Consider the following 26,749-nt stretch of genomic DNA (forward strand, 5'->3'; position numbering starts at 1 on the left):
GGCCGCCGTCGGCTGGAACCCTCCAGTCCGGGGCATTCGACCGCAGGCGTGTTACGGAACGGCTACGCGCGTTTTGCGGGTCCGAGGCGGCGAGGCCGCGGGGCTCAGAAGGTGATGGCGATGCCGGTGTGGGGGCGCTTGCCGAGGCGGAAGACCATCGCCGGGTAGTCGAGCAGCCAGTACTTCCAGGTGTACTTGCGGCCGATGGCGCGGCGCACGGTGGCCGTGCCCCGTTCGTCGAGCAGCCTGCCGGTGCCCTCGGCGCTCGCCGCGCCCTCCTCGATCCGGCCGCGCACATCGCAGACGGTGACGCGGACCCGACTGTCGTTGCGCAGCCGCTTGACCTTCCAGGAGTCGGTCTTGGTCCAGACGAGCAGTTCGTCGCCGTCGACCGCCGCCCAGACCGGGGTGGCGACGGGCGTGCCGTCCTTGCGGTACGTGGTGAGGCTGACGTACTCGCTGCGCGCGAAGTCCTGGAGGCTCATGGGCCCAGCCTAGGCGGGCCCGAGCGCTATCCGGCCAGCGGTACGGCCGACGGCTCCGGGGAGCAGCGCGGCAGCAGTTCGTCCATGGAGAGGCCGAGCGCCCCGGCCAGGGCGGCGACGGTGAAGAAGGCGGGCGTGGGGGCGCGGCCGGTCTCGATCTTCCGCAGGGTCTCGGCGGAGATCCCGGCGCGGGCGGCGATCTCGGTCATGGAACGGGCGCCGCGCGCCTCGCGCAGCAGCAGGCCGAGCCGTTCGCCGCGCAGGCGCTCTTCTGGGGTCAAGGGGGTACGGACCATGGCGTCATTCTAATACCGGTCGGACCGGTATAGTAATTGCGGTATTGTAATTGGCATGGTGCAACTCAAGACGGACACATCCATCGAAGCCATGCGTGCGGCCGGCCGCGTCGTCGCGCAGATGCTGACGGCCACCCGGGAGGCGGCCGCGGTCGGCGTCTCCCTGCGCGAACTCGACGAGGTGGCGCGCGGGGTGCTGCGCGAGGCGGGTGCCGGCTCGCCGTTCCTGAACTACCGGCCGCACTTCGCCCCGGTCCCCTTCCCGGCGGTCATCTGCGCGTCGGTCAACGACGCGATCGTGCACGGCATCCCGACCGACTACCGGCTGCGCGACGGCGACCTGGTCAGCATCGACGCGGGCGCGAAGCTGGACGGCTGGGCCGGTGACTCGGCGATCAGCTTCACCGTCGGCCGCGCCCGCCCCGCCGACACCCGGCTCGTCGACACCGCGTACAGGGCCCTGGAAGCGGGCATCGCGGCGGCCACCGTCGGCAACCGGATCGGCGACATCGCGCACGCCATCGGCACGGTCTGCCGCACCGCCGGCTACGGAATCCCCGAGGGGTTCGGCGGGCACGGTGTGGGCCGCGAGATGCACGAGGACCCGGGTGTGCCCAACGAGGGGCGGCCGGGTCGCGGGATGCCGCTGCGGCACGGCATGGTGCTGGCCATCGAGCCGATGCTGATCGGCGGCGGGGTGGACACCTACCGGGCGGACCGCGACGGCTGGACCCTGCGTACGACCGACGGCAGCCGCGCCGCGCACGCCGAGCACACGGTGGCGATCACGGACGACGGGCCGAGGATCCTGACCGCCCTCTAGTCGGCCCGCACGAACTCCTCGGCCAGGGCCCGCCCCGTACGCACGGCGGCCTCGTGGTCCTCGATCGGTGAGATCCGGGAGTCCTTGAACAGGATGTACGTGACCCCGGAAGGCGCACCGCCGCTGCTCGGGTCGGGGTCGATGCCGAGCGACTCGGCCGTGGCGTAGGACGCCTCGCCGACGATGTGCTCCGGGCCGACGTCCCCGACGACCGCGTACTCCACCTTCCCGCCGTGCACGACCGCGACGACACCGCCGCCCTCGATGCCGGCCCTGCCGTGGTCCCAGACGCCGCCGGGCGCGGGCACGACCACGTACGGCAGTCTCTCCGCGTCGAGCGGTCGGCCGTCCGATGTGTGGAAGGCGGTGTCGCCGTGGAAGGCGGGGTCGGTGGCCGGGTTGCAGGCGGCGGTGACCCGGCCGTCGCAGTCGATGTCCAGGTCCGCCTTCCAGAACACGGCCCCGTTCGCCGCGCAGACCGGGACGGTTGCCGAAGTCGCCTCGTCCGTCCGGTACTTGCCGTTCGACACCTGCGCGCAGGCCGACGCCTTGGCCAGCAGGTCGGCCGCCCCGACCTCGCCTCCCCGGCCGCGGGCCGGGGAGGACGGGGGTCTGGAGCGGTGCGCCCGGGCGGGCGCCCGGTGGACCTTCGCCACGAGGGCGAGCGGTACGGCCGCCAGGGCGGGCCGGGGCGCCGAAGCGGGGGCCGGGTCGGTGTACGCAGGTACCGCGAGGGTGACGGGGGCCGGAGTGCCCGCGGTGAGCAGTGCGGCACCGGAGGCCGTGACGAGGGCAAGCGTTCGCATGCGCACTGGGGGGCGCCCTTCTGGCGAGGAGATGTCCTTGCGCCCCCCCCTGTCGGTCAGGTCAGCGGCGGTCAGGGCCGCCCGCTGGGCCTCACCACCATCGCCGCGCCGCCGCCGCGCCGCTCCTTCTCGGCCGCGGCGAGCCACCGCCCGTCGGGCAGCCGCTGCACGCCGGTCGCCGCGCCGATCTCCGGGGTGAGCTTGAAGACGTGGCCCAGTGCCTCCAGCTTCGCCCGCAGCGGGCTGTTCCACAGCGCCGGTTCCAGCTCGGTGGCCGGTGCGTTGCGCTGGCTGGCGCGGGGCGCCGCGATGGCGTCGACGAGCGGGAGCCCGCGGTCGACCTTGCCGATCAGCGACTGGAGGACGGTGGTGATGATAGTGGCGCCGCCCGGTGAGCCCAGGGCCAGCACCGGCCGGTCGTGGCGCAGCACGATGGTCGGCGAGATGGACGAGCGCGGGCGCTTGCCGGGGCCGGGCAGGTTCGGGTCGTGGACGGCCGGGTCGGCCGGCGCGAAGGAGAAGTCGGTCAGCTCGTTGTTGAGCAGGAAGCCGCGCCCCGGCACGGTGATCCCGCTGCCGCCGGTCTGCTCGATGGTCAGGGTGTACGCGACGACGTTGCCCCACTTGTCGGCGGTCGTCAGGTGGGTGGTGTTCTCGCCCTCGTACGTGGTGGGCGCGGCCTTGCCCGTGGAGCGGCAGGAGCCGGGGTGGCGCGGGTCGCCGGGTGCGAGCGGGCTGGTGAGCACCGCGTCGTCCTTGATGAGGCAGGCCCGCGAGTCCGCGAACCGCTGACCGAGCAGGCCCTTGGTGGGCACGTCCTCGTACGCCGGGTCGCCGACCCAGCGGCCCCGGTCCGCGAACGCGATGCGGCTGGCCTCGATGAAGCGGTGCAGATACCGCTCCTCGCTCGCCCGCGAAAGGTCCGTGGACTCCAGGATGTTGAGGGCCTCGCCCACCGTCGTACCGCCGGAGGAGGACGGCGCCATGCCGTACACGTCGAGCCCTCGGTAGTTCACCTTGGTGGGCTCCCGCCGCAGCGCGCGGTAGGAGCTCAGGTCCTTCGCGGTGAGGTCGCCGGGCCGGACGTTCCGGTCGGACGCCGGGTCGACGGGCGGCTTGCGCACGGTCCGTACGACGTCGTCGGCGAGATCGCCCCGGTAGATCTCGTCGATCCCCTTGCGGCCGACCTCCTCGTAGGTGCGCGCGAGGTCCGGGTTCCTGAGGACCGAGCCGACCTCCGGAAGCTTCCCGCCGGGCAGGAACAGCTTGCGGGTGGCCGGGAAGTCGCGGAAGCGCGCTTCGTTGCCGGCCGTCTGCGAGCGGAACGTCTCATCGACGACGAAGCCGTCCCGGGCGAGGCGTTCGGCGGGCTTGAGAACCTGGCGCAGCGGGGTGCTTCCCCACGCCTTGAGTGCCGTGTCCCAGGTTGCGGGCGTGCCGGGGGTGCCGACGCCGAGCCCGCTGGTGACGGCGTCCTGGAAGGCGAGGGGCTTGCCGTTCTCCAGGAAGAGGGAGGAGTCGGCGCTGCGCGGGGCCGTCTCGCGGCCGTCGATGGTGCGGACGGTGCGGGTGCGGGCGTCGTAGTAGACGAAGTAGCCACCGCCGCCGAGCCCCGCCGAGTACGGCTCGGTCACGCCGAGCGCGGCGGCCGTGGCCACAGCCGCGTCGACCGCGTTGCCGCCCTTGCGCAGTACCTCGATGCCGGCGGCCGTGGCGTCCGCGTCGACGCTGGAGACGGCTCCCCCGTATCCGACCGCGACGGGCGCCTTGGGCGGTGGCGCCGGGGAATGCGCGGGGTGGGCCGACGAGGCCGGAGCGGCGGCCCCGACCGACACGACGGCGGCGACGACCGCCGCCAACGACACATTTCGCCTGATGGAACGTCGCATGCGCAACCTCCGGAGAAGGACCGTCCGCGCAGGGTAACGCCGCCCCGGCCGCCCCGTCAGGACCGCCTCGAACTCGAGGCCGAATGCCCGCTAACATGCCCGCCCATGACTGACGACGTACGCAACATCGTGCTGGGCGTGATAGCCGCCGGCATCAGCGCCGCCCTCGGCTGGCTCGCGCGCACCCATCTGTGGCGGCGCAAGCTCCGCCGCAAGCAGGCGTTCTTCGGGCTGCCGGGGAACTCGGAGTGCCTGCTCGTCGTCAACCGCGACGCGGGCGGCGACGGCTCGGTCCACCGCCACGACGTCTTCGCGCTGCTGGAGCTGTCCGCGCTGATCAAGGACTGCGAGGCGCACGCCCAGATCCTGTCCCACGACATCGCCCAGCAGGGCATCGGCGAGCGCACGGAGTTCTGCGTGGGCGGCCCGGTGTCGAACCGCCGGATGGCCGCGCACCTGCACTCGTTGCTGCCCGGCGTGCGGATCAACACGGACCCGGAGCCCGGTCCCGACCGGGGCGCCTTTCAGATCGGCCCGGAGCGCTACCGGGCGGAGAAGGGCGTCAGCGAGTACGTCCTGCTGGCCCGGCTGACGACCGGTCAGGAGGCCAGGCCGGTCTTCCTCTTCTGCGGCCAGCAGGCAATCACCAACCAGGCAGCCTCCCGCTACCTGTCCCGCAACTACGAGCGCCTCGCCCGCAAGCACGGCAACAGCACCTTCTGCCTGCTGCTGAAAGTGGTCAACTCCCAGGCGTACGGCCCCGATGTGGTCGAGCTGGTCGCGGACGTCTCCCGCGCGGCCCAGGCCCCGGCCCCCGCGCCGCGCACCTCGCACCGCGCGGGGACCTGAGCCGCGGGCCATCGCTCAGGCGTCGGGGTTCTTCCCCTGGACCACCGCGGTCACGCGAGCCGCCGCAATCGTGGCGAGATTCTGGATGACCTCGAAGTTGGGCATGTCGTACCCGACGAGCAGGACCACGACGCCTTCGATCCGCATCATCACGGTGGCCTCGTAGAACTTCATGTCCTTTCCGGTCGAGTAGTCGTAGTCGGGAGTGAGGCAGTAGGCGTTGACCTCGTCGGCATCCGCGGAGACCTTCAGTGCCTTGAGGGCCTCTGTCTCCTCCTTCCGCTTGCGGCTCACCATCGCCTTCCATGCCACCTGCGCGTTCTCGGCGGTGTCGAAGGAGAAGGCGTGCCAGAAGAGGTCGCCCTCGCCCGGGAAGGTGGAGTAGCCGTCGATTCCCGACGCCACCAGCCCGGAACAGCCGGTGCCCGTCTCACTGCCGCACTTGTCGACAGCCTCCTGGCCCTCGTAGGTGGCCGGGCGGCTGATGCCTCCCACACCCTTGGGCAGTGTCTGGGGCATGGCCTCGCGGATCTGTGCCGCCGAGAGGCTGACGCGTACCTCCTCGTGCCCTCCGCCCGAGTCACCGTTGCGCCGCGACGATTCCGAGTCGCCGCCACCGCAACCCGCCAGCAGCATCGCGCAGACCGTCGCGACGACCGTCGATCCAGCTTTGGAACGCACTCATTACCCCCCGGTTGAGCCTTTGGCCGTGATCACCGTCACCCGATCCTAAGGGCGCACCGGTGGGGGCAGGGTCAGACGGTGCAGTGGTCCGGGCCGATGACGCCGTCGGTGCCGCTGACCGTCACCGTCTCGGTCCGGTCGGCGGTACGGGCGCGGGCGGCGGTGCAGATGAGCTGCTGGCGGGCCGCCCGGGAGAGTCCGGTGACCGGGATGTCCAAGGTGACCTTCACGCCCTGCGGGTTCAGCTCGACACTCGCCTTCGGCCGGCCGCTGGGCAGCTCGGAGCGCAGACCGGCGTCGCGCTCCGACCGGCTGGGGCCCCCGAAGAGCAGGGCGAGCGCAGCGGGCGTGCCCTTGAGCCTTTCGGTCTCCGAGCCCGATCCGACCGCGTACACCTCCGTGTCGGCGGGCCGGATGACGGGCAGCAGCCGGGAGGCCGTGGACGAGGAGACGAAGTACAGCAGGGTGCCGAGCTGTCCGGCCGGTGCCACCTCCACCGTCGCCGGCTCTCCGGCTTCGACGACACCGGTCGGGCGGATGCCGCACCCGGTGGCCAGCAGCAGCACGGACAGCAGCGCGTACCGGCCCCTCATCGCTCCCCCGTCGGCAGTTCCACCGTGAACACCGCGCCGCCCACGGGCCGGTTCGCCGCGCGCACCGTACCACCGTGCAGCCGGACGTTCTCCTGCGCGATGGCGAGGCCCAGGCCGCTGCCCGCCGACCGGGTGCGCGCGGCGTCGGCCTTGTAGAAGCGGTCGAAGATGTGCGGGAGCACCGCGTCGTCGATGCCGGGCCCGCTGTCCTCCACCTCCAGGACGAGCCGGTCGCCTCCCGAGACCCGTACGGTGACGGGCTCGGCGCCGTGCCGCAGGGCGTTGCCGACCAGGTTGGCGACGACCACGTCGAAGCGGCGCGGGTCGAGCACCGCCCGTACACCGTCGGGGAGTTCGGTGGCGACCCGGCCCTCCCAGCGACGGCCCTGGAGGGTCTTGCGCACGGTCTCGGCGACGTCCACCTCGTCCAGATGGAGGTCGGCGGCGCGGGCGTCGAAGCGGGAGATCTCCATCAGGTCCTCGACGAGGGTGGCGAGCTTTCCGGTCTCCGCGCTGATCAGGCGGACGGCGGCGGCGGTGTCGGGGCGCAGTTCACCGGCGTCCTCGTCGAGGACCTCCGTCACGGCGAGCATGCCGGCGAGCGGGGTGCGCAGCTCGTGGGAGACGTCGGAGGCGAAACGTCTGGCCCGCTCCTCGGCGCGTCGCAGCTCCTCGACGGACTCCTGGAGCTTGGTGGACGACTCGTTGAACGTCCAGGCGAGGTCGGCGAGCTCGTCGTTGCCGCGCACGGTGATACGGGTGTGGAGTTCGCCCCGGCCGATACCGGCGGCGGCCCTGCGCAGGTCGCGGACCGGGCGCAGGACGCTGCGGGCGGCGAGCAGCGCGGGCACGAGGGCGGCGAGCAGGGCGGGCAGGGCGCCGTCGCGGGCGGCGGTGACCATGGCGTCGACGTTGGCCTCCTCCGTGGACAGCGGCATCACGGCGTAGAGGACGAGGCCGGTGGGCTGCCTGCCGTCGCCCCGGTCGAAGAGGGCGGGCATGCCGACGGTCAGCCAGGGTCTGCCGTCCTGGACGACGCGCTGGAACGAGCCGTGGGTGTTGTCGCGGGTGGCGGCGCGCAGGCCGGCGGTGATGACCCCGGAGGAGGACCGGTCCGACGAGGAGGCACGCAGCTTCCCGTACTCGGCGAAGACGGTCCAGCCGCGCCCGCCGCCCGCACGGGCCAGCTGCAGGCAGACGCGGCGCAGTTGCTCGCTGTCGATGGGGAGGCTGACGGCCTGGGCGCCGACGCGGTCGCGGAACTGTACGACGGCGGAGTCCTGCGCCTGTTGGAGGATGGCCGACCGGGCCTCGCGGTAGGTGAGGGCGGCGGTGGTGGCGGCGCTGACGGCGGCGACGAAGAGGAACGCCGCGATCAGCCGGGTGCGCAGACCGAGACGGGCGGCGAAGAGTTTCACGTGAAGGCGCCCCCCAGAGGCCCGAAGCGGTAGCCGAAGCCTCGGACCGTCTGTATGTAGCGGGGGGTGCCGGGCACGTCCTCTATCTTCTGGCGCAGTCGGCGCACGCACGCGTCGACCAGCCGGGCGTCGCCGTGGTAGCTGTGCTCCCACACGTACTCCAGGAGCTGCTGGCGGCTGAAGACCTGTTCGGGCGAGGCCGAGAGGTGGAGCAGGAGCTTCAGTTCGGAGGGGGCGAGGAGCAGCCGCTCGCCCGCCTTGGCGACGGTGAGGCCCGTGCGGTCGACGGTCAGCGCGCCGTGCGACTCGGTGCCGCCGCGTCCGGCGGGGACGGCGAGGCGGCGCAGCACGGCCCGGATGCGGGCCTCGATGACCTCGGTACGGGCGGGCTTGACGATGTAGTCGTCGGCGCCGGCCTCCAGGCCCACGACGACGTCGAAGTCGTCGCCGCGCGCGGTCAGCATGATCACGGGCAGCTGGCTGGTCTCCCGGATGAGGCGGCAGACCTGGACGCCGTTCATGCCGGGAAGCATCAGGTCGAGGAGGACCAGATCGGGCCGGAACTCCCCCAGGGCGGCGAGCCCGGCCTCACCCGTGCCGACGCCCCGCAGCTCGTGGCCGCGCCTGCGCAGGCCCAGCTCGACCCCTTCCCGTACGGAGGGGTCGTCTTCGATCAGGAGCACGCGAGGCATGGCGTCAGTATCCCAGCGATCAAGGAATGGATTCGAACGGGTGGGCGGGCGCGGGCCGGTTCAGCCGCGCCGCAGCCGTCCCCTTACGGCGTTCAGCGCGCCGGTGACCTCGGTGAGCCGCAACGGCCGGGCCAGCACCGCCACGACCAGCGCCAGGACGGCCGTCCCGGTGGCCAGCGCGGCGAAGTCGCCGGGGCCGGAGCCCTCCGTGTCGACGGCCCGGGCGGCCCCGTACGCCAGCAGCCCGGCCGGTACGCACGCGACGACCAGCCGCGCATGCGCCCACACCCCGGGCGAGCGGACGAGCGAGGGACGCGCCGTGCCCGCCGGGGAGACCCGGCGGTGCAGCACGTACGCGGTGACGGCGAAGCCGGTGAGCAGGGCCACGGAGTACGCGCCCGCCATGCCGGTGACCGCCCAGCGCGCGGGCAGCGTCAGATAGGCGGCGACGGAGAGACCCGCGTTGAGGGCCGCGATGACCAGGTTCAGCAGGAACGGGGTTCGGGTGTCGCTCATCGCGTAGAAGCCCCGGGAGAGCACGTACTGTCCCGAGAAGGCGATGAGTCCGGGGGCGAAAGCGGCCATCATGCCCGCCATCACCGTGATGTCCGCCGGGCCGGTGCGTCCGTAGCCGAAGACCGAGCCCATCACCCAGGGCGCGAGCGCCAGCAGGAGCGCGGCGGCCGGCACCACCACTGCGGCCGAGGTGCGCAGCGCGTACGAGAGGTCGCGCCGCACCCCGGCGAGGTCGCCGCCGGCCGCCGCCCGGCTCATGCGCGGCATCAGCGCGGTGACGAGGCTGACGGTCACGATGCCCTGCGGGACGACCCAGAGCTGGTAGGCGTAGCTGTACGCGGTGTATCCGGCGCCGCCCGCGAGGTGCTGGTCCACCGCGTGCTGGCCGCTCGCGGTGGAGAGCCGGGTGATCACCCAGTACGCGGCCTGGTTGGTGAGGACCAGCATGACGAGCCAGCCGGCGGCGCGCAGCGGGCGGGTCAGTCCGCTGCCGCGCCAGTCGAACCGGGGCCGCCAGCGGAACTTCGCGGCGCGCAGTGAGGGCACCAGGGCGAGGAACTGCACGGCGATGCCCGCCGTGGTGCCCCAGCCCAGCCACCGCGCCTGCGCGGCGGTGAGGGAGCCGTCGGAGCTCGCCGCCGTCCAGAGGTACAGCCCGAACACCGCGATGATCACGAGGTTGTTGAGTACCGGCGTCCACATCATCGCGCCGAACCGGTCGCGGGCGTTGAGCACTTGCCCGAGGAGTGTGAACAGGCCGTAGAAGAGGATCTGCGGCAGGCAGTAGCGGGCGAGCGCGAGGGTGAGCTCGAGCTGTTCGCCGTCGTAGGTGGGGGCGTACACGTGGATGATCAGCGGTGCGCCGACGACGGCGAGCGCGGTGAGGGCGAGCAGGCCCACGGTGCACAGGGTGAGCAGGCGGTCGGTGTAGGCGGCGCCGCCGTCGGTGTGCTCCTTGGCGGCGCGGACGAGTTCGGGGACGAAGACCGCGTTGAGGGCGCCGCCGATGAGCAGCATGTACAGGATGTTGGGCACGGTGTTGGCGACCGTGTAGCCGTCGGCCCGCAGTCCGGTGCCGAGCGCGGCGACGACGACCGCCGAACGTATGAATCCGGTCGCCCGGGAGACGACGGACCCGGCGGCCATGACCGCGCCGCTGCGCAGCACCGAGCCGGAGCCGCGCGCGCCGGGCTCCTCGGGCGCGACCGCCCCGGGGGCGGTGGAGGCGGACGTCACCGGCGCGCCAGGTATGCCTGGAACGCCCGGTACAGCGCGTTGTTGGCGGCTCCGCCCACCGATGTCTCCCACTCTCCGAGGGTCTCCACGACCTGCCCGCCTGTACCGAGCTTCCAGCGCAGCAGTCCGAAGGCGCGGTCACCGGGATCGAGGGTGGAGGATACCCCGCGCATGTCGTAGACCTCGGCGCCCGCGTCCCGGGCGTCGCACATCATCCGCCACTGAAGGGCGTTGCTGGGGCGGACCTCGCGGCGGTGATCGGCGGACGCCCCCGTCTGGTACCAGACGCGCCGGCCTGTGCTGATCATGGTGTGGGCGGCCAGGATCTCCCCGTCGTGCACGGCGAGGCAGAGTTTCATCCTGCCGGGCGCCTCGGCGTTGAGCGCGGCGTACTGGCGCTGGTAGTAGGCCAGCGAGCGGCCGAGCCGGAAGCCGTCGCGCTCCTCGGTGATCTTCAGCAGCCGGTGGAATTCGGGCAGTTCGGCCGCGCTCCCCGTCACGATCCGCACCCCGGCCTTCCGCGCCCGGCGCACGTTGCGTCGCCATTCCTGGTTGAGCCCGGACCACAGGTCGTCGGTGGTGCGCCCGGCGAGCGGCACCCGGAACACGTACCGGGGCTGCGCGTCGGCGTCGTCGCCGTCCCCGCCGCAGCGCCGCCAGCCACGTGCCCGCAGCCGGTCGGCCACGGCGGCGCCGAGCGGGTCGACCTCGCTCGCCAGGACGTCGCCGACGGTGCGGCCCGGGCCGGTGGCGGCCTTGAGCCGGGCGCCGTCCCAGCGGCGGTAGGCGGGGCTGGGTCCGATGCGTACGGCGAACGCCCCGGCGGCGCGCAGGTGCGCGAGCAGCGGTCTCAGCCAGCGGTCCATGTCCGGGTCGGCCCAGTCCGCGACCGGGCCCTCCGGGAGATAGGCGAAGTATTTCCGGGTTCCCGGGAATTGCCGGTAGAGGACGAGGGCGGTGCCGCTCAATTCACCGCCGTCCTCGCGCCAGCCGAGCCTTTCCGACGACCAGCCCTCCTTCACCGCCGCCCAGGACGGGTACTGGAGGAACCCGGCCTCCGCGCGGGTGGCGAGGTGCGCGCGGTGCTCGTCGGGCGTGAGGCCATGGATCCGTAGATCCCGTTCACGGCTGCGGTCTCCGGTCGCGAGCAGCGCTGACATGTCGGTGGCCCTCCCTCGTGGGCCCCGCGGTCCGCTCTGCGGGGCTGCACAGGATGCTCACAGCGGTCCGTGACGGCCCCGCGCGCCGAATGTGACCGGACGATGACCGTTGCGCTGCGCTTCCCGTCACACAAGGAATTCCCGTATTTCCGCGGATTCCCGGAACTTAGGCTCCGGTGCGTTCCTCTTCTTCGAGGACCGGGCCACACCCTGGAGGTTTTCCGTTGATTCCCGCATTCCTTATTCCGGCGCGCCCGCCACGCCCCGCCCGCCTCGCTCTGATCGCGGGCACCGCCGTCCTCGGCGTGACCCTGACGGCCTGCTCCGGCGGTGCGGCCGCCTCGGACCGGGACGCCGGCAAGAACGGCGACGCCGCTCCCTCGAAGGCGGCGCGGGCGAGCATCTCGGTGAACCCGAGCGGCACCTCGGCGGCCGCGGGCGAGCCGGTGACGGTGACGCTGGCGGCCGGGAAGCTGCGTGAGGTGACCGTGAGGGCCGGGGAGGGCGAGGCGCTCGGCGGCCGGATATCCGCCGACGGGCGGACCTGGACGTCCGACCGGGTGGCGGCGCCCGGTACCGCGTACCGCGTCGAGGCGCGCGACACCTCGGGTGGCAGCGACACGGCCGCGTTCACGACGAGGGCGGCGGCCAAGGTGAACAAGCTGACGCTCGCGCCCGGCAAGAACACCACGGTCGGCATCGCGCAGCCGCTGTCGATCGTGTTCGACAATCCGGTCAAGGACAAGGCGGCCGTCGAGAAGGCGCTCAAGGTGTCCACCTCGAACCACACCGAGGGGTCGTGGGGCTGGCTGCGGGACTACTCGGGCCGGGACCGCGTCGACTGGCGTCCCAAGGAGTACTGGAAGTCCGGGACGCGCATCACGCTCGACGCCGAACTGAACGGCATCGACTCCGGTTCCGGTGGCGGCTTCTTCGTACGGGACTACGCGACGATGTTCACGGTGGGCGCGAGCCAGGTGGTGAAGGTGGACCTGGACCGGCACCGGCTGGCGCTGGAGCGGGACGGGCGCACGGTCATGGACGTGCCGGTGTCGGGCGGCACTCCGGGCGGCGACAAGCGGTCGTGGCGCGGGACGGCCGTGCTGATGGCGAAGGAGGGCACGATCAACATGCGCTCCGAGACGGTGGGGCTGGGCCACACCTACGACAAGATGGTCGACTACTCGATGCGGCTGACCTGGTCGGGCATGTATGCCCACGCCGCTCCGTGGAACGCGGCGTACTTCGGGCGGGCCAACCACAGTTCGGGGTGCGTCGGCATGAGCGACGCGAACGCGGCGGCCCTCTACGGGCAGGCCCGCGTCGGTGACCCGTTCGAGATCACCGGCGCGGAGACCAAGGGCACGGTCGCCGAGGGCAACGGCTACGGGGCGTGGAACGTCTCCTGGGCCGACTGGCGGACCCGGAGCGCGCTTCGCTGACCGGTCCGCCGGCGCGCAGCTGACCTTCTTCCCGCCAGGGCGAGAAGTGATCACCGGCTGCTGCCGGTCGGACCCCGCTCCCGTCTTTCTACCGCCCTCCCCGCATCAGCGTGCCGGGCTGTGCCGGTCCGACGCCCACCGCCTCCGTCTTCGGATTGCGTCGTTGCCGTCTCGCCACCCAGGTGGCGAACCAGGAGAGCAGCATGCACATCCCGATGTAGATCGGTGAGATCACCATCACCACGGGGATGAAAGGCAGATCGTAGTCCAGGTTGGAGGCGATGAGCTTGCCCGCGTGGAGGAATTCCTCGTAGGTGATGAGGTAGCCCAGCGAGGTGTCCTTCAGTGCCACCACCAGCTGGCTGATGATGGTGGGCAGCATCGCGCGGATGGCCTGCGGTGCCAGGACGAAGGTGGTGACCTGCGTCTTGCGCAGGCCCAGCGCGTACGCCGCCTCGTGCTGGCCGCGTTCCACGGAGTTGATGCCGGTGCGGAACACCTCGGCGAGCACCGAGCCGTTGTAGAGGGTGAGTCCGGCGACCAGTGCGGGCAGCGGCTGCACCTTCAGCGCCACGAAGATGAAGAAGATCATCACCAGGACGGGCATGGCGCGGAAGAACTCGACGAGGACCGTCGCCACCCAGCGCACCGGCCGGTGGTCGGAGAGCCGCCCCACCGCGAGGAAGGCGCCCAGGACCAGCGAGAGGACCGCGGCGTACGCGAACGCCTTGAGGGTGTTGCCGAGGCCGCGCAGCAGGAGTTCCTGAATGCCCTTGTACTCGAAGGGCGTCCACTTGGCGGCGGTGAACTGGTCGGTGTCGAACAGGAGATAGACGATCCAGCCGATCAGGGCGAGGATGAGGAAGGTCGCGAGGATCCCGTAGAGGCGGTGCCGTTTACGGGTGTGCGGCCCCGGGATGTCATAGAGGACGGTCGCGGTGGGGGCGGAGTGGGCGGTCATCGGGCGACTCCCCAGCGCTTTTCCATCACGTGGAAGAGCGCGCTGATGGCGAGAGTGATGATCAGGTAGCCCACGGCGATCCAGACGAAGGTCCAGATGATGCTGTAGCCCAGTTCGTTGAGCGTCTTGTAGGTGCCGAGGAGTTCGGTGACGCTGAACGCCCCGGCGATCGCCGAGTTCTTGGCGAGCGCGATGAGCGTCGAGCCGACCGGCGGGATCACCGAACGGAACGCCTGCGGCAGGACGATGGCGCCGAGGCTCTGCCCGAAGGTCATCCCGAGACTGCGGGCCGCCTCGCCCTGCCCGGTGGGCACGGTGTTGATGCCGGAGCGCAGCACCTCGCAGATGAACGCGGAGGTGTAGCAGCCCAGCGCGATGACCGCGAAGACGTTGAACGGCAGCACCAGGCCGAAGCGCGGCAGACCGAGGAGCACGGCGAAGAAGAGCAGGGTCAGCGGGGTGTTGCGCAGCACCGTCACCCATACGGTGCCGAGCACCCGCAGCGAGCCGACCGGTGCCACCCGGAAGGAGGCCATGACGAAGCCGAGGACGAGCGCCAGGATCGAGGCGTAGACGGTGAGTTCGAGGGTGCCGAGGAAGCCTTTGCCGTAGAGCGAGAAGTTGTCGGTGAGTACGTCCATGGGGGTGGGCCGTCCTCTCAGTTCGCCGGGTAGCGGTCGATGGGCGGCGGCTTGGGCGCGGGAGCGCCGGACAGGCCGAGCGTCGCGTCGAACGCCTTCTTCCAGTTGCCGTTCTTCTCGTTGGCCTCCAGCGCGTCGTTCAGTGCGAAGCGCAGCGCGTTGTCGCTGCGCGGTACCCCGATGCCGTACGGCTCCTCGGAGAACGGTTTGCCGACGACCTTCATCTCGTCGGGCGCCTTGGCGGCGAAGCCGAGCAGGATCGCGTCGTCGGTGGTGACGACGTCGACCTGGAACGTCAGCAGGTTGTCGACGCAGATCGAGTACGTGTCGTAGGAGACGAGCTTCGCCTTCGGGTAGTCGGCGGCGATGCGCTGGTACGGGGTCGAGCCCGCGGCGGAGCAGACCGTCTTGCCGGCCAGGTCCTGGGGGCCGTGGATGTCGTCCTCGTCGGTGCGCACCAGGAGCCCCTGGCCGGCCATGTAGTACGGCCCGGCGAAGCCCACGAGCTTCTTGCGCATGTCGTTGATGGTGTAGGTGCCGACGTAGTAGTCGATCTGCCCGTTCTGGAGCGCGGTCTCGCGGTTGGCGGACGCGATCGTCTTGAAGCGGATCGTCTTCGGGTCGAAGCCCAGCGAGGCCGACATCATCCGGGCGATCTCGATGTCGAACCCGGAGTAGACGCCGGTGGCCGGGTCCTTCTCACCGAGGTAGGGCTGGTCCTCCTTGGCGCCGACCCGGAGGTAGCCGCGCTTCTTCGCGTTCCGCCAGGTCCGGGAGTCCGGCAGTTCGAAGCCCTTGTCGACCTGGTAGACGGGCAGTTGGTCGGCCTTGGGTCCTTTGACCGGCGGGCTGCCGTCCTTGCCGCAGGCGGCGGCGAGCACGGCGAGCAGGAGGCCGGCGCAGGCGGTCAGTGCTTTCCTCGTACGCAACTCAGGGCCTCCCGTCAGTGCTTGAGGATCTTGGACAGGAAGTCCTTGGCCCGGTCGCTCTCCGGGGAGGTGAAGAAGTCCTCCGGGGTGCGGTCCTCGACGACGCAGCCGTCGGCCATGAACACCACGCGGTTGGCGGCGGAGCGGGCGAAGCCCATCTCGTGGGTGACGACGACCATCGTCATGCCCTCGCGGGCGAGTTGCCGCATGACCTCCAGGACCTCGTTGATCATCTCCGGGTCGAGCGCCGAGGTCGGCTCGTCGAACAGGAGCGCCTTGGGGTCCATGGCGAGGGCGCGGGCGATGGCCACGCGCTGCTGCTGCCCGCCGGAGAGCTGGGCGGGGAACTTGTCGGCGTGCGCGCCGAGCCCGACCCGGTCGAGGAGTTCGCGGGAACGCTTGTCCGCCTCGTCCTTCTTCCGCTTGCGCACCTTGACCTGGGCCAGGGAGACGTTGGCGAGCACGCTCTTGTGCGCGAAGAGGTTGAACGACTGGAAGACCATGCCGACTTCGGCCCTCAGCTGGGCAAGGCCCCGGCCCTCCTCGGGGAGAGGTCTGCCGTCGATGGTGATGTGGCCCGACTCAATGGTCTCCAGCCGGTTGACCGTCCGGCAGAGCGTCGACTTCCCGGAGCCGGACGGGCCGATGACCACCACCACCTCCCCGCGGCCGACGGTGAGATTGATGTCCTGCAGTACGTGCAACTTCCCGTAGTACTTGTTGACGTCTCGCAGCTCGATCAACGGATCGACGGCCATACGCTGCCCTACCCACTTGTCGCTCGGTCGAGGTCAGCGCAAACTAACCAGCCCGGCAAGGGACTTCCCGACCGACACGCACCAATGGGGCATAAGGCGTTTTATCTCTTCGCGCGTGCACCGCTTGTACGGGTCACCCCTCGGCCGACTCCGCGTACACCTGGGAGAGCTCGGGGCTGCCGGACATCGCCCAGTCGAGCCCGGCTCCGACCACGTCGATCTCGCGGCCCGAGGCGAGCCGGACGACGGGCTGCCCGCTCGGCCAGATGTGCCAGTGCGCCCCGGCGACGTTGCGCACCAGGACCGTGCCAAGGTAGAGCCCCGCGTCGTTGCCCAGCCAGGGCAGCTCCTCCGGGTCGTCGCGCCAGCGCGGCGGGAGCTGGTCGAGGTCCGCCAACGAGGCGGGGCTGTCGTCCAGTTGGATCCCGCGCTCCCCCACTCGGACCCGGAGCAGGTCGCACTCGGCGAGCAGGGCCGCCATACCTTCCGGATCGGCGTCGGCGACGCTCGCGAGGCCCGTCCCCCGCGCCCCGTCGTGACGCTTGCGCCAGTTGTCCAAGAACGGGATTTTCATCCGCTCAGAATCGCATCCCGACGCGCCCGCGCACCACAGGCGCGCGGCCTGTCGTTCGAGTGCTGAACACCACACGGTCACCGCGCGTTCACCCTCGGGCAGGGCCGGGTGGGCCTTTGCGGCCCGCTCAGAGGTCGAGGTCGACGACCACCGGCGCGTGGTCCGAAGCGCCCTTGCCCTTGCGCTCCTCGCGGTCCACGTAGCTGTCCTTCACCTTGGCGGTGAAGGGGGCGTTGCCGTAGACGAGGTCGATCCGCATGCCCTTGTTCTTCGGGAAGCGCAGCTCGCGGTAGTCCCAGAAGGTGTACGGGCGGTCGTACTTCAGGGGGCGGGGCATTACGTCGGACAGGCCCTCCGCGCGCAGGGCGGCCAGTGCCTCGCGCTCGGCGGGCGTGACGTGCGTGGCCCCCTCGAAGAGCGCCGGGTCCCAGACGTCCTCGTCGGTGGGGGCCACGTTGAAGTCGCCGAGCACGGCGAACGGGGCCGCGCCCGCGGCGTCGGCGGCGACCGCCTTGCGCAGCGCCTCCAGCCAGCGCAGCTTGTACGCGTAGTGCTCGTGGGCGACCTCGCGGCCGTTGGGCACGTACACCGACCAGAGCCGCACCGGGCCGCAGGTCGCGCTGATCGCGCGGGGCTCCTGCGCGGTCTCGTAGGCCGGCCCGTCGGGCAGCCCCATCACGATGTCGGACAGGCCGGCGCGGGAGATCAGCGCGACCCCGTTCCACCGGCCGTTGGCGTTGACCGCGGACTCGTAACCGGCCTCGCGGAGCGCGTCGGCGGGGAACTGCTCGGCGGTGCACTTGGTCTCCTGGAGGCACAGCACGTCCGTGCCGCTGCTCTCCAGCCAGGCCAGCAGCCTGGGCAGACGGGCGGTGATCGAGTTGACGTTCCAGGTGGCGATGCGCATGTACGTAAACCTAACGCCTGCCACTGACAGCCGCCGGGGCGGCGGCCGTCACAGGGCCGTCGAGTCGCCCGGCGTCATCCTGCCGTGGTCGGAGCCGCCCAGCTCACCGATCTGCCGGTCGTAGATCGGCCGGGCCAGGTCGGTGAGCAGCGCGTCGTGGATGTCGATCGCCCGGCGCGGCTTCACCTCGCGGACGTAGTCGATGACCTCGGAGATCTTGTTCCACGGCGCCATCACCGGCAGCAGCAGCGTGTCCACGGCCCGGCCGGGCACGGTCAGGGCGTCGCCGGGGTGGAAGACCTGGCCGTCGACGAGGAAGCCGATGTTGGTGACGCGCGGGATGTCCGGGTGGATCACCGCGTGCAGCTCGCCGTGCACCTCGATGTCGAACCCGGCGGCCGAGAACGTGTCGCCGTTCCCCACGGTGTGCACGCGGCCCGGGAACGCCGCCCCGAGCCGCTCCGCGACGCTGCGCAGGGTCCAGATCTCGGCGGCCGGGTCGGCCTCCAGGCCGGCCCGCAGCCGCCCTTCGTCGAAGTGGTCGGGGTGCTCGTGCGTCACGAGGATCGCCTCGGCGCCGATCGCGGCGTCCCGCTCCGAGAACCCTCCGGGGTCGATGACGAGCGTGCGCCCGTCCTTCTCCAGGCGGATGCAGGAGTGCGACTGCTTGGTCAGGGTCGGCGCGCTGTTCTCGGCGTGGCTGTTCATACGCCCATCCTGCTACGCGGGCGGCGTCGTTTCCGCCTGAATCACCGACTGCGCGATCGTGAAGGCGGCGCTCGCGGCCGGAATCCCGCAGTACACGGCCGTCTGCATCAGCACCTCCCTGATCTCTGCCGGGGTGAGGCCGTTGCGCAGGGCCGCCCTGGTGTGCGCGGCCAGGCTCTCCATGTACCCGGAGGCGACCAGCGCGGTGAGCGTGACGGCGGAGCGGGTGCGCCGGTCAAGACCTTCCCGGCCCCACACCTCGCCCCAGGCGTACCGGGTGACCAGCTCCTGGAAGTCCCCGGTGAAGTCGTCGGCGGCGGCCAGCACCCCGTCCACCTGGGCGTCGCCCAGCACCTCGCGCCGCAGCCGCATCCCCGGCCCGTACGGGTCGGCGCGCCCGTCGGCCGCGGCCTCGGGAGGAGTCTCGGCCGCGCCGATCTCCGCGACGGGCTGGACGGGGGAGGTGAGCCGGGGCACGGACTCGGGCATCGGGATGGCCGCCTGGGTGTCCTGCCAGGCGGTGGAGAAGTGGGTGAGCAGGAGATCGGTGACCGCGCCGGGCTGCTCGACGGGCGCCAGGTGCGAGGCGCCGGGCACCAGCGCGAGCCGGGCGTCCGGTATCCCGGCGACCAGGGTGCGCGCGTCACCGGGCCCGGTCACCCGGTCCTCGGCCCCGACCACGACCAGCGTGGGGACCGGGATGCGGCCCAGCTCCGTACGGATGTCGAACGCGGCCAGGGCCTCGCAGGCGGCGATGTAGCACCCCGGATCGGTGGTCCGCACCATCTGGACGGCCCACTCGACGATGGCGGGCTGCGCGGCGGCGAACGCGGGCGTGAACCAGCGCTCGGGCGCGGTGCGCGCCATGGGCTCCAGGCCGTTCGTACGGACGATGACCCCGCGCTGCCGAAACTCGTCCGCGCTGCCGAACCGGGGCGAGGACGCCACCAGGGCGAGCGCGGCGACCCGGTGCGGGTACCGCAGCGCGAGGTCCGTCCCGATCGCGCCGCCGATCGAGCACCCCGCGTACCCGAACCGCTGGACCCCGACCCCGTCGAGCGTCGCCAGCAGCCGGTCCCCCAGCTCCGCCACAGCGGTCGCGGGCCGGGCCGGCGCCCCGCCGTGGCCGGGGAGGTCGTAGCGGAAGACTCTCCAGTGCCGGGTGAGCTCGGGTATCTGGCGGTCCCACATGTGCCATGTGGTGCCGAGGGAGGGCCCGATCACCAGGACCGGCGCGTCCTCGGGGCCGTCGAAGCGGTATTGCAGGGTGTTCGGTGGTGTCTCGCTCACCCGCCTCACGCTCTCATACCGCCGGTACCCCTCCCGAATCGGCCACCGGGTACAGTGCCCGGCGGCATTACGGCCGAGGAGGGAAACGTGACCGACACCAGCGAGGCCCGGTCCGCGGACGATGCGGCGCCGGCGGCGCCGCGGAGCCTGCTGCGCCGGCTCATGCGCTACATCCCCCTGGTCGCCCCGGTCCTGCTGTGGGCCGTGCCGTGCTGGGTGCTGCTGTACACCGGCCAGCACTGGCCGCTGCCCGTGACGGTTGCGGCCACCTGTGTCTTCGTCCTCGGACTCGTCACCATGCCGTTCGCCATGGTGCGCGGGCACGGCAAGCGGCAGCAGGACCGGGCGGCGATCCTCGGGGACACCCTGCTCGGGTCGGTCTGGGTGCTGTTCACCTGGTCCGTCGTGCTCGGCGTCCTGCTGCGGCTCGCCCTGACCGTGGCCGGGACCGGCGACGGCCAGGGCCGGGCCAGGATCGTCACCTGGTCGGTGCTCGCGGTTGCCGCCGTCCTGCTCGCCTGGGGTTGCACGGAGGCGCGCCGGGTGCCGCGGGTGCGCCGGCTCGATGTGGAACTGCCGCGACTGGGAGCCGGGCTGGACGGCACCCGGGTCGCCCTGATCACGGACACCCACTACGGGCCGCTGGACCGGGTCCGCTGGTCGGAGCGGGTCTGCGCGGAGGTCGACGCCCTGGAGGCGGACCTGGTCTGCCACACCGGGGACATCGCGGACGGCACGGCCGACCGCCGCCGGGCCCAGGCCGCGCCGCTCGGCACGGTCCGCGCCACCCATGCCCGCGTCTACGTGACCGGGAACCACGAGTACTACAGCGAGGCCCAGGGCTGGGTCGACCTGATGGACGAGCTCGGCTGGCAGCCGCTGCGCAACCGCCATGTGCTGATCGAACGCGGCGGCGACAGCCTCGTGGTCGCCGGTGTGGACGACGTCACCGCCGAGTCCTCCGGCCTGGCCGGTCACCGCGCGCACCTCGCCGGGGCGCTGGACGGCGCCGACCCCGACCTGCCGGTGCTGCTCCTGGCCCACCAGCCCAAGTTCATCGACCGGGCCGTCGAGGGCGGCGTCGACCTCCAGCTCTCGGGCCACACCCACGGCGGACAGATCTGGCCGTTCCACTACCTGGTCCGCCTCGACCAGCCCGCCGTCGCGGGGCTCAGCCGCCACGGCGAGCGCACACAGCTCTACACCAGCCGGGGCACCGGATTCTGGGGGCCGCCCTTCCGGGTCTTCGCACCCAGCGAGATCACGCTGCTGGTGCTGCGCTCGCCGCAGCGGCCGGAGGCGTCCGCCGCTTTCTGAGGGGCGGACGTCACGGTTCCGCGTGGTAGTAGCGCGTACAGGACTCCACCATGCCGTCGGCGGCGATGCGGAAGAAGTCCACGAAGCGCACACCGGCGGCGTCGTCGCCGGTGCCGATGCGGCGGCCGGCGGCCACCACGGTCCGGGCGTGGGCGACGACGTGGTCGATCTCGTGGCGGGCACGGGACCCCAGGTGGTCGCGGTGGGTGTGCACGAACGCGCTCCGGCCGTGGGCCGTCGGGGCGCCCGGCAGGTCCAGTTCGACGTGGTCGTGCAGCAGCGACGCACACGCGTCGAGGTCTCCGGCGTCGAGGTAGTCGTAGACGAGACGGACGTGGTCGGTGCCCGCCGCGGTGACCAGGTCGCCCACGGTGTACGGGTCTGTGCTCGTCCAGGCGTCGGTGTGCATGGACGCCTCCTTTCTCCTTCACCCGGCACTCTTCCGGGCCGCGCCAACCCCCGCCTATCGCGCCGCTATCCGCTGTCCGGTCACGCTGGGCACGCAGGATGGACAGATGCGTGAGGATTGTGAAAACTTTGGGGACGTTGATCCCGGAGTATCAACGCGCTCACGAGCTGGGGGTCTCGGTGGCCGAGGGTACGACGCACACGGTCCAGGATGCCCCCGGCGCGGCGAGACCTCCCTTCCAATTGCTGGGCCCCCTCCAGGTGCGGGGCAAGGCCGGTCCGCTGCGGGTGCCGCCCGGCCGGCAGGAGGTCATCCTCGCCGCGCTGCTGCTGGAGGCGAACCGGGTCGTCGGCACGAACTACCTGGTGGACCTCATATGGGAGGACAACCCCCCGGAGACCGCCCGCACCCAGGTGCAGATCTGCGTCTCCCGGCTGCGGAAGCTGCTGGCCGGTGCGGACAGCACGGTCTCCATAACGACCCGGCCGCCGGGGTACGTCCTGCACGTCGACACCGGGGACGTCGACTCGCTGCTCTTCACCGGACTGGTCGCGATGGCCAGGCGACAGCGCGACGACGGCGAGCCGGAGAAGGCGGTGGCGCTACTGAAGTCGGCGGTCGCTCTGTGGCAGGGCGACTCCCTGAGCGGGCTGGAGAGCGGTCCGCTCGCCAACAAGGCGCGACAGCTCGACGAGGAACGCCTGAGCGCCGTCGAACTGCGGATGCAGCTGGAGCTCGAACTCGGACGGCACGACCGGCTCGTAGGAGAGCTTCAACTCCTCACCCATGAAAACCCGTTGCGGGAACGTCTGCGCGGTCAGCTGATGTGCGCCCTGTACTGGTCGGGTCGGCAGGCGGAGGCGCTGGAGGCGTTCCGGACCGGGCGCAGGATCCTCGGTCAGGAGCTGGGCCTGGAACCGGGCAGGGAGCTACGACGCCTGGAGCAGGCGATCCTCGCCGGTGAACTGCCCCCGCCGGTACGGGCACAGCAGCCCCGGCCCCGTGACGACAAGCCCGCAGTGAGTGAAGGCGGCGCCCCTGCCCCTCGCCGGCCTGCGGCGGCACTGTCCGAGGCCACCGGGCCGGCCGAGCACCGGACCGGTGGGGAGCCGGACGAGCGGACCGCCGCCGAGGACTCCCCCGTCGGGCGCTCCGAACCGCAGGCCCACGATGCCCGGCCGCAGCAACTCCCCGCCTCCACCTCGGACTTCGTGGCGGATGACGCCCAGCTCGCTGTGTTGGAGAAGGCGCTGACCGGCGGCCGTGAGCGCAAGGCGGTCGGCCTCGCGGTGATCACCGGGAAGCCGGGCACCGGCAAGTCCACGCTCGCCGTGAACCTCGCGCACCGCCTCGCCGAGACGGGCTTCCCCGACGGGCAGCTCTACTGCGACCTGCGCGGCACCGGCACCCCGGCCACGACCCTGGAGGTGCTGGGCCGTTTCCTGCGGGCGCTGGGCATTCCGGGTCAGCTGATCCCGGAATCGCTGGACGAGCGGGCGGAGATGTACCGCACCCGGCTCGCCTCCCGCCGGGTTCTGGTGGTTCTGGACGACGCCGCGTCGGAGAGCCAGGTGCAGCGCCTGCTGCCGGGGAGCCGCGACTGCGCCGTCCTCGTCACCAGCCGGGCGCGGCTGACCGCGCTGCCGGGCGCGCACCGCGTGGAGCTGGACGTGCTCGACGAGGAGAGGGCGCTGAAGCTGCTCTCCCGGATCATCGGGGAGGAGCGGGTCGAGGGGGAGGCCGCGTCGGCGGAGGCGCTGGTGCGTACGGTCGGACGGCTGCCGCTGGCGTTGCGGATCGTGGCCGCCCGGCTGGCCGCCCGTCCGCACTGGACGCTCGCGTCGATGGTGCACCGGCTCGCCAACGAACGGCACCGGCTGGACGAGCTGGCGCACGGCGAGATGACGATGCGGGCCAGCCTCTCGCTCACGTACAACGGTCTGGCGGCGGAGGACCGGGGGCTGCTGCGGCTGCTGAGCATGGCGCGGACGCCGACGCTGCCCGGCTGGCTGGCCGGGGCGCTGCTGGACGACGACCGCCCCGTGCCGTCGGACCTGCTGGAACCGCTCGTCGACATGCAGATGCTGGACGTCGTGGGCGTGGAGCGGACCGGCGGCTACCGGTACCAGTTCCACGAGATCATCCGGGTGTACGCGCGCGAGCAGCTGGCCGCGCAGGACGCACCCGAGCTGCGGCGGGAGGCGCTCGTCCGGATGGCGGGCGGCTGGATGTATCTGGCGCAGGAGGCCCATCGCAAGGTGTACGGCGGTGACTTCACCGTGCTGCACGGCGACGCCCCGCGCTGGGCTCCGCCCCCGTCCTGCACCGAGGAGCTGCTCACCGATCCGCTGGCGTGGTTCGACGCGGAGCAGGGCGCGCTGTGCGGGATGGTGGAGCAGGCCGCCGACGAGGGCCTGCACGACGTCAGCTGGAACCTGGCGACGACACTGGTCACGCTGTTCGAGGTGCGGGGCCACTACGACCTGTGGGAACAGACCCATGTACGGGCGCTGAGCGCCGTCCGCAAGGCCGGGAACCTGCGGGGCACCGCCGCCGTACGGGCCTCGCTCGGCTCGCTGTACATGAGCCGCAACGAGTTCGACATGGCGCGCCAGGCGCTGAGTTCGGCGCTCGACGTCTTCCAGGCGCTCGACGAGCCGCAGGGCGAGGCGCTGTGCCGCCGCGACATGGCGCTGATCGCCCGGACGAACGGCGAGGACGACACGGCGCTGGAGCTGTACGACCGGTCCCTTGCCGACTTCGACCGGGCCGGTGACGTGGTGGGGCGGGCGATCGTGCTGACGCAGAGCGCGCACATCCGGATGCGCCGGGGCGAGACGGACGCGGCGCAGGCGCAGTTGGACGAGGCGCTTGAGATATACGACGGGGTGGGCTATCTGGGCGGCAGGGCGCGGACCCTGCGGCGGGTGGGCCAACTGCTGCTTGAGCGGGGCGAGCTGGATCTCGCGGTGCTGACGTTCACGGAGGTCCTGGAGCTGTGCCGGGATTCCGGTGACGTGATAGGCGAGGGGCATCTGCTGCGGGATCTGGGCCAGGCCTTCGTGCTGATGGGCCGGCCCGACCGGGCCACGTACTTCTTCGACCGGGCCGTCGCGGCCCGGGAGCAGATCATGGACTTCGGCGGTGGCGCTCTGGCCCGCCTGGATCTGGCCCGGCTGCTGGACGACGAGCCGGGGCGTTCCCGGGAACTGCTGACCCCCGCTCTGGAGGTCTTCACGAGCCGGGGCATGAAGCGGGAACTGGCGGAGACCCGGCGGCTGCTCGGCGCGGGTTAGACCGCGCGGACCGGGGGGCGGGGCGCGAAGGGCGCCCGGCGGCGGTCAGTCCCAGGGGTTGTTGTCCGTGGAGCCGGTGCTGCCCGGGGTGGGGGTGCTGCTGGTCGTGGCCGGCTGGGTGCCGGTGCCGGACGCGTCGTCGGCCCAGCCGGCCTGGACGCCGATGCCGGTGACGATCACGACCGCGACGGTGGCGAAAGCGGCGCGGAGGGCGTTGCGGGTGGTGGTGTTCTTCGTCATCGGACTGTCCCTTCGTCGGTGTTCCGTCTGCTTGTGGACACCACGTTAGGAACGGGCGGATTCACCGCACCGGTCCCGGCCCTATCCCCCCGCTATCACGGATCGAGGGCCGTGTGCCGGGGGTCGGGGCCCCGCTTTCACCGGTCGCGCTCCCACGGGTGGCGGGGCTGTGACCTGCCGCTCGTACGCGCTCCGCCGCTATCTCCGCGGGGGCCGGCGGAGCCGTTCCGGCGTTGGCCGCGCGATGCCTCCCGGATAGCCCGCCTGTAGAGGATTCCGGCAGCAGCAAGGCACGACAGCCGTCCCCCAGGCGCCCTGGCCCCAAGCCGCTTTCCCGAGGGCGCCACTCCCCGACGAGCAGGAGTCCTTTCATGACCCTCAGCCACCCCCCGCAGGACACCCCGGCCACCACCGCGCCGCTCGGCTCCCTGATACGCGGCCACCGGCTCCGTATCGGCCTCACCCAGCGGGAGCTGGCGGACCTGTCCACCATCAGCGTGCGGGCCATCCGGGACCTGGAGAAGGGGAAGGCCCAGCGGCCCAGAACGGACACCGTGCGGCTCATCGCCGACGCGCTGAGACTCGGTCCCCGGGCCAGGACCGACCTGGAGGCCGCGGCCCGGCGCGGGCCGCGTGCGGGCGGTGAGGTCCGGCGCCTGTCCATGGAGCGGGCCGCGCCGCCGGTGCCGCTGTACCCGCTGGTCGGGCGGGAGGCGGAGGCCGGCGTCATCGTGGAGGAGCTGGGGTCCGGCACGGAGCGGCTGATCACCGTCGTCGGTCTGAGCGGTGTCGGCAAGACCCGGCTCGTCCTGGAGGCCGCCGCCCGGCTGTACGACGCCGGGCTGCCGGTGCTGTGGCACTACGGCGACGGCGCCACCGCCGACTGCCTCCGAGCCGACGACGACCCGTTGCCCCGGCTCGCTGACGCGTGCGCCCGGTACCTGCGGGGCGGCGGCGAACCCGAGGAACTGCTGCCCGAACTCTCGGAAGCGCTGACCGCGCTCAACAGCGAGGTTACCGAGGGAGGTTGCGCCGTGCTCGTCCTCGACGGGGTCGACACCGCCGCCCTCGACTTCGGCCGCCTGAGCCGGCTGCTGCGTACGTTCCCCGGCCTGCGGTTGCTGATCACCGGGGAGCGGCCGTGGAACGTACCGGGCGAACGCCTCTTCCTGCTCTCCCCGTTGGAGGCGCCCGCGCCGGCCGCCGGGCACACCGGCGCGCCCGCGGTGAGGTTCTTCCTCAGCCAGCTGCGCCGGGTCCGCCCCGATCTCGTGCCCGACGAGCAGGCGCTCGCCGATGTCGCCTGGATCTGCCACCGCCTCGACGGCCACCCGGCGGCGCTCGGTGCCGCGGCCTCCTGGCTCACGGTCTGCGACCTCTCGACGCTGCGGAACATCGTGGACGCGGACCCGGCCCCGCTCCTCGACCACCTGGCCGGCGGCCCGGACGGTTCCCGCCTCCAGGTACGGGTCGGCCGCACCCTCGCCGCGCTGCCCGCCCCGTACCGCACGCTCATCGGCGACCTGTGCCATGTGGGCGACGGGGAGTTCCTCCTCCAGGACGTCGTCCGGCTCACCGGCCGCCCGCTGCCGGAGTGCGGCCGGCTGATCCGGGAGCTGCTGGTCGGCGGGGTGATCCGGACGTGCACGGACGGCGGCCGCTCGGCGTTCCGGGTGCTCTGCGTGGTGCGGGCGGCGGCCGGCGCGGCGGCCGCGGTCTGACCGCGCCCGCGTCCCGGGCACGGTCCGGGCGGCAGCCCGCGCCGACGCTGCCGTCCGACTGCCGAGGCGTCCGCCTGCACGGTGCGGCTGCCTGCCGACTGCCGCAGCG

At 72.1% G+C, this 26,749-nt stretch carries 26 protein-coding genes; 6 read left to right on the plus strand and 20 right to left on the minus strand.

The features are described 5' to 3' along the window. Window positions 1-104: 104 nt before the first annotated feature. Both BLW14_RS04705 and BLW14_RS04710 read right to left on the minus strand, forming a co-directional pair. Window positions 105-485 (minus strand): PPOX class F420-dependent oxidoreductase, encoded by a 381-nt coding sequence (locus tag BLW14_RS04705; protein ID WP_093704615.1) that lies wholly within the window; start codon window positions 483-485, stop codon window positions 105-107. Window positions 486-511: 26 nt separating this feature from the next. Beyond that, entirely contained in the window at window positions 512-781 is a 270-nt protein-coding gene (locus BLW14_RS04710) for a helix-turn-helix domain-containing protein (protein WP_093704618.1), read from the minus strand. A gap of 55 nt (window positions 782-836) precedes the next feature. Between BLW14_RS04710 and map the strand changes: the two genes are divergently transcribed. Further along, window positions 837-1,604, plus strand: coding sequence for a type I methionyl aminopeptidase (gene map, locus BLW14_RS04715; protein WP_018519908.1), 768 nt, complete (start codon window positions 837-839; stop codon window positions 1,602-1,604). On the opposite strand, the gene BLW14_RS04720 is transcribed toward map, so the two are convergent. Together BLW14_RS04720 and ggt are read right to left on the minus strand one after the other, a co-directional pair. Then, a complete protein-coding gene (locus BLW14_RS04720) occupies window positions 1,601-2,410 on the minus strand; it encodes a glycoside hydrolase family 75 protein (protein WP_093704620.1) in 810 nt (269 codons plus the stop codon). The two genes, map and BLW14_RS04720, sit on opposite strands and share 4 nt — an antisense overlap. Window positions 2,411-2,481: 71 nt before the next feature. Further along, on the minus strand, window positions 2,482-4,299 hold the full coding sequence (ggt, locus tag BLW14_RS04725) for a gamma-glutamyltransferase (RefSeq protein WP_093704622.1): 1,818 nt from the start codon (window positions 4,297-4,299) through the stop codon (window positions 2,482-2,484). Between the two features lie 105 nt (window positions 4,300-4,404). Between ggt and BLW14_RS04730 the strand changes: the two genes are divergently transcribed. Beyond that, a complete protein-coding gene (locus BLW14_RS04730; protein ID WP_093704624.1) occupies window positions 4,405-5,148 on the plus strand; it encodes a hypothetical protein in 744 nt (247 codons plus the stop codon). A gap of 15 nt (window positions 5,149-5,163) precedes the next feature. Here the strand turns inward: BLW14_RS04730 and BLW14_RS04735 are convergent, their stop codons facing one another. From BLW14_RS04735 to BLW14_RS04760, 6 genes are all read right to left on the minus strand, one after another. After that, on the minus strand, window positions 5,164-5,829 hold the full coding sequence (locus BLW14_RS04735; protein WP_143051992.1) for a hypothetical protein: 666 nt from the start codon (window positions 5,827-5,829) through the stop codon (window positions 5,164-5,166). Window positions 5,830-5,903: 74 nt separating this feature from the next. Further along, window positions 5,904-6,425 carry a hypothetical protein gene (locus tag BLW14_RS04740; protein ID WP_093704628.1) on the minus strand — a complete coding sequence of 174 codons (522 nt, stop codon included), beginning with the start codon at window positions 6,423-6,425 and terminating at the stop codon, window positions 5,904-5,906. After that, window positions 6,422-7,843, minus strand: coding sequence for a sensor histidine kinase (locus tag BLW14_RS04745; protein WP_093704630.1), 1,422 nt, complete (start codon window positions 7,841-7,843; stop codon window positions 6,422-6,424). The genes BLW14_RS04740 and BLW14_RS04745 overlap by 4 nt, the downstream gene beginning before the upstream one ends. Then, the gene (locus BLW14_RS04750; RefSeq protein WP_093704632.1) at window positions 7,840-8,535 is read right to left on the minus strand and encodes a response regulator transcription factor; all 696 of its coding nucleotides are present in this window, start codon (window positions 8,533-8,535) and stop codon (window positions 7,840-7,842) included. The genes BLW14_RS04745 and BLW14_RS04750 overlap by 4 nt, the downstream gene beginning before the upstream one ends. 60 nt (window positions 8,536-8,595) lie before the next feature. Continuing rightward, window positions 8,596-10,287, minus strand: a complete 1,692-nt coding sequence (murJ, locus tag BLW14_RS04755; RefSeq protein ID WP_093704634.1) for a murein biosynthesis integral membrane protein MurJ — start codon at window positions 10,285-10,287, stop codon at window positions 8,596-8,598. Then, window positions 10,284-11,447, minus strand: a complete 1,164-nt coding sequence (locus tag BLW14_RS04760; RefSeq protein ID WP_093704636.1) for a lipid II:glycine glycyltransferase FemX — start codon at window positions 11,445-11,447, stop codon at window positions 10,284-10,286. Before BLW14_RS04760 ends, murJ begins: the two co-directional genes overlap by 4 nt. A 224-nt stretch (window positions 11,448-11,671) precedes the next feature. Between BLW14_RS04760 and BLW14_RS04765 the strand changes: the two genes are divergently transcribed. Further along, window positions 11,672-12,889, plus strand: a complete 1,218-nt coding sequence (locus tag BLW14_RS04765) for a L,D-transpeptidase (RefSeq protein ID WP_093704638.1) — start codon at window positions 11,672-11,674, stop codon at window positions 12,887-12,889. A gap of 88 nt (window positions 12,890-12,977) precedes the next feature. Here the strand turns inward: BLW14_RS04765 and BLW14_RS04770 are convergent, their stop codons facing one another. The 8 genes from BLW14_RS04770 to BLW14_RS04805 form a co-directional block, all read right to left on the minus strand. Further along, window positions 12,978-13,850 carry an amino acid ABC transporter permease gene (locus tag BLW14_RS04770; RefSeq protein WP_093704640.1) on the minus strand — a complete coding sequence of 291 codons (873 nt, stop codon included), beginning with the start codon at window positions 13,848-13,850 and terminating at the stop codon, window positions 12,978-12,980. Next, on the minus strand, window positions 13,847-14,491 hold the full coding sequence (locus BLW14_RS04775; protein WP_018519930.1) for an amino acid ABC transporter permease: 645 nt from the start codon (window positions 14,489-14,491) through the stop codon (window positions 13,847-13,849). The genes BLW14_RS04770 and BLW14_RS04775 overlap by 4 nt, the downstream gene beginning before the upstream one ends. A gap of 17 nt (window positions 14,492-14,508) precedes the next feature. Then, the gene (locus BLW14_RS04780; RefSeq protein ID WP_093704642.1) at window positions 14,509-15,420 is read right to left on the minus strand and encodes a glutamate ABC transporter substrate-binding protein; all 912 of its coding nucleotides are present in this window, start codon (window positions 15,418-15,420) and stop codon (window positions 14,509-14,511) included. Between the two features lie 14 nt (window positions 15,421-15,434). After that, window positions 15,435-16,178 (minus strand): amino acid ABC transporter ATP-binding protein, encoded by a 744-nt coding sequence (locus BLW14_RS04785; protein WP_093704644.1) that lies wholly within the window; start codon window positions 16,176-16,178, stop codon window positions 15,435-15,437. Window positions 16,179-16,311: 133 nt separating this feature from the next. After that, window positions 16,312-16,752 (minus strand): DUF6278 family protein, encoded by a 441-nt coding sequence (locus tag BLW14_RS04790; RefSeq protein WP_093704646.1) that lies wholly within the window; start codon window positions 16,750-16,752, stop codon window positions 16,312-16,314. Between the two features lie 127 nt (window positions 16,753-16,879). Further along, complete coding sequence (locus tag BLW14_RS04795) at window positions 16,880-17,659, minus strand: exodeoxyribonuclease III (protein ID WP_093704647.1); 780 nt, start codon at window positions 17,657-17,659, stop codon at window positions 16,880-16,882. A 48-nt stretch (window positions 17,660-17,707) separates the two neighbouring features. Further along, a complete protein-coding gene (locus BLW14_RS04800; protein WP_093704649.1) occupies window positions 17,708-18,367 on the minus strand; it encodes an MBL fold metallo-hydrolase in 660 nt (219 codons plus the stop codon). 12 nt (window positions 18,368-18,379) lie between these two features. Continuing rightward, window positions 18,380-19,657 carry a bifunctional 3-oxoadipate enol-lactonase/4-carboxymuconolactone decarboxylase PcaDC gene (locus BLW14_RS04805; RefSeq protein ID WP_093704651.1) on the minus strand — a complete coding sequence of 426 codons (1,278 nt, stop codon included), beginning with the start codon at window positions 19,655-19,657 and terminating at the stop codon, window positions 18,380-18,382. A gap of 87 nt (window positions 19,658-19,744) precedes the next feature. Between BLW14_RS04805 and BLW14_RS04810 the strand changes: the two genes are divergently transcribed. After that, on the plus strand, window positions 19,745-20,974 hold the full coding sequence (locus BLW14_RS04810) for a metallophosphoesterase (RefSeq protein ID WP_093704653.1): 1,230 nt from the start codon (window positions 19,745-19,747) through the stop codon (window positions 20,972-20,974). Between the two features lie 10 nt (window positions 20,975-20,984). Here BLW14_RS04810 and BLW14_RS04815 read toward each other — a convergent pair whose 3' ends face one another. Beyond that, window positions 20,985-21,383, minus strand: a complete 399-nt coding sequence (locus BLW14_RS04815; protein WP_093704655.1) for a nuclear transport factor 2 family protein — start codon at window positions 21,381-21,383, stop codon at window positions 20,985-20,987. A 242-nt stretch (window positions 21,384-21,625) separates the two neighbouring features. On the opposite strand from BLW14_RS04815, the gene BLW14_RS04820 reads away from it, so the two are divergent. Next, a complete protein-coding gene (locus BLW14_RS04820) occupies window positions 21,626-24,679 on the plus strand; it encodes an AfsR/SARP family transcriptional regulator (protein WP_093704657.1) in 3,054 nt (1,017 codons plus the stop codon). 45 nt (window positions 24,680-24,724) lie between these two features. Here BLW14_RS04820 and BLW14_RS04825 read toward each other — a convergent pair whose 3' ends face one another. Next, window positions 24,725-24,919: a hypothetical protein gene (locus tag BLW14_RS04825; protein ID WP_093704659.1), complete on the minus strand. Its 195-nt coding sequence runs from the start codon at window positions 24,917-24,919 to the stop codon at window positions 24,725-24,727. Between the two features lie 371 nt (window positions 24,920-25,290). On the opposite strand from BLW14_RS04825, the gene BLW14_RS04830 reads away from it, so the two are divergent. Next, window positions 25,291-26,640: a helix-turn-helix domain-containing protein gene (locus BLW14_RS04830; RefSeq protein ID WP_093704661.1), complete on the plus strand. Its 1,350-nt coding sequence runs from the start codon at window positions 25,291-25,293 to the stop codon at window positions 26,638-26,640. The last annotated feature ends 109 nt before the right edge of the window (window positions 26,641-26,749 follow it).

It is taken from the genome of Streptomyces sp. 2131.1 (genome assembly GCF_900105515.1).
GTDB classification, from domain to species: Bacteria; Actinomycetota; Actinomycetes; order Streptomycetales; family Streptomycetaceae; genus Streptomyces; species Streptomyces drozdowiczii.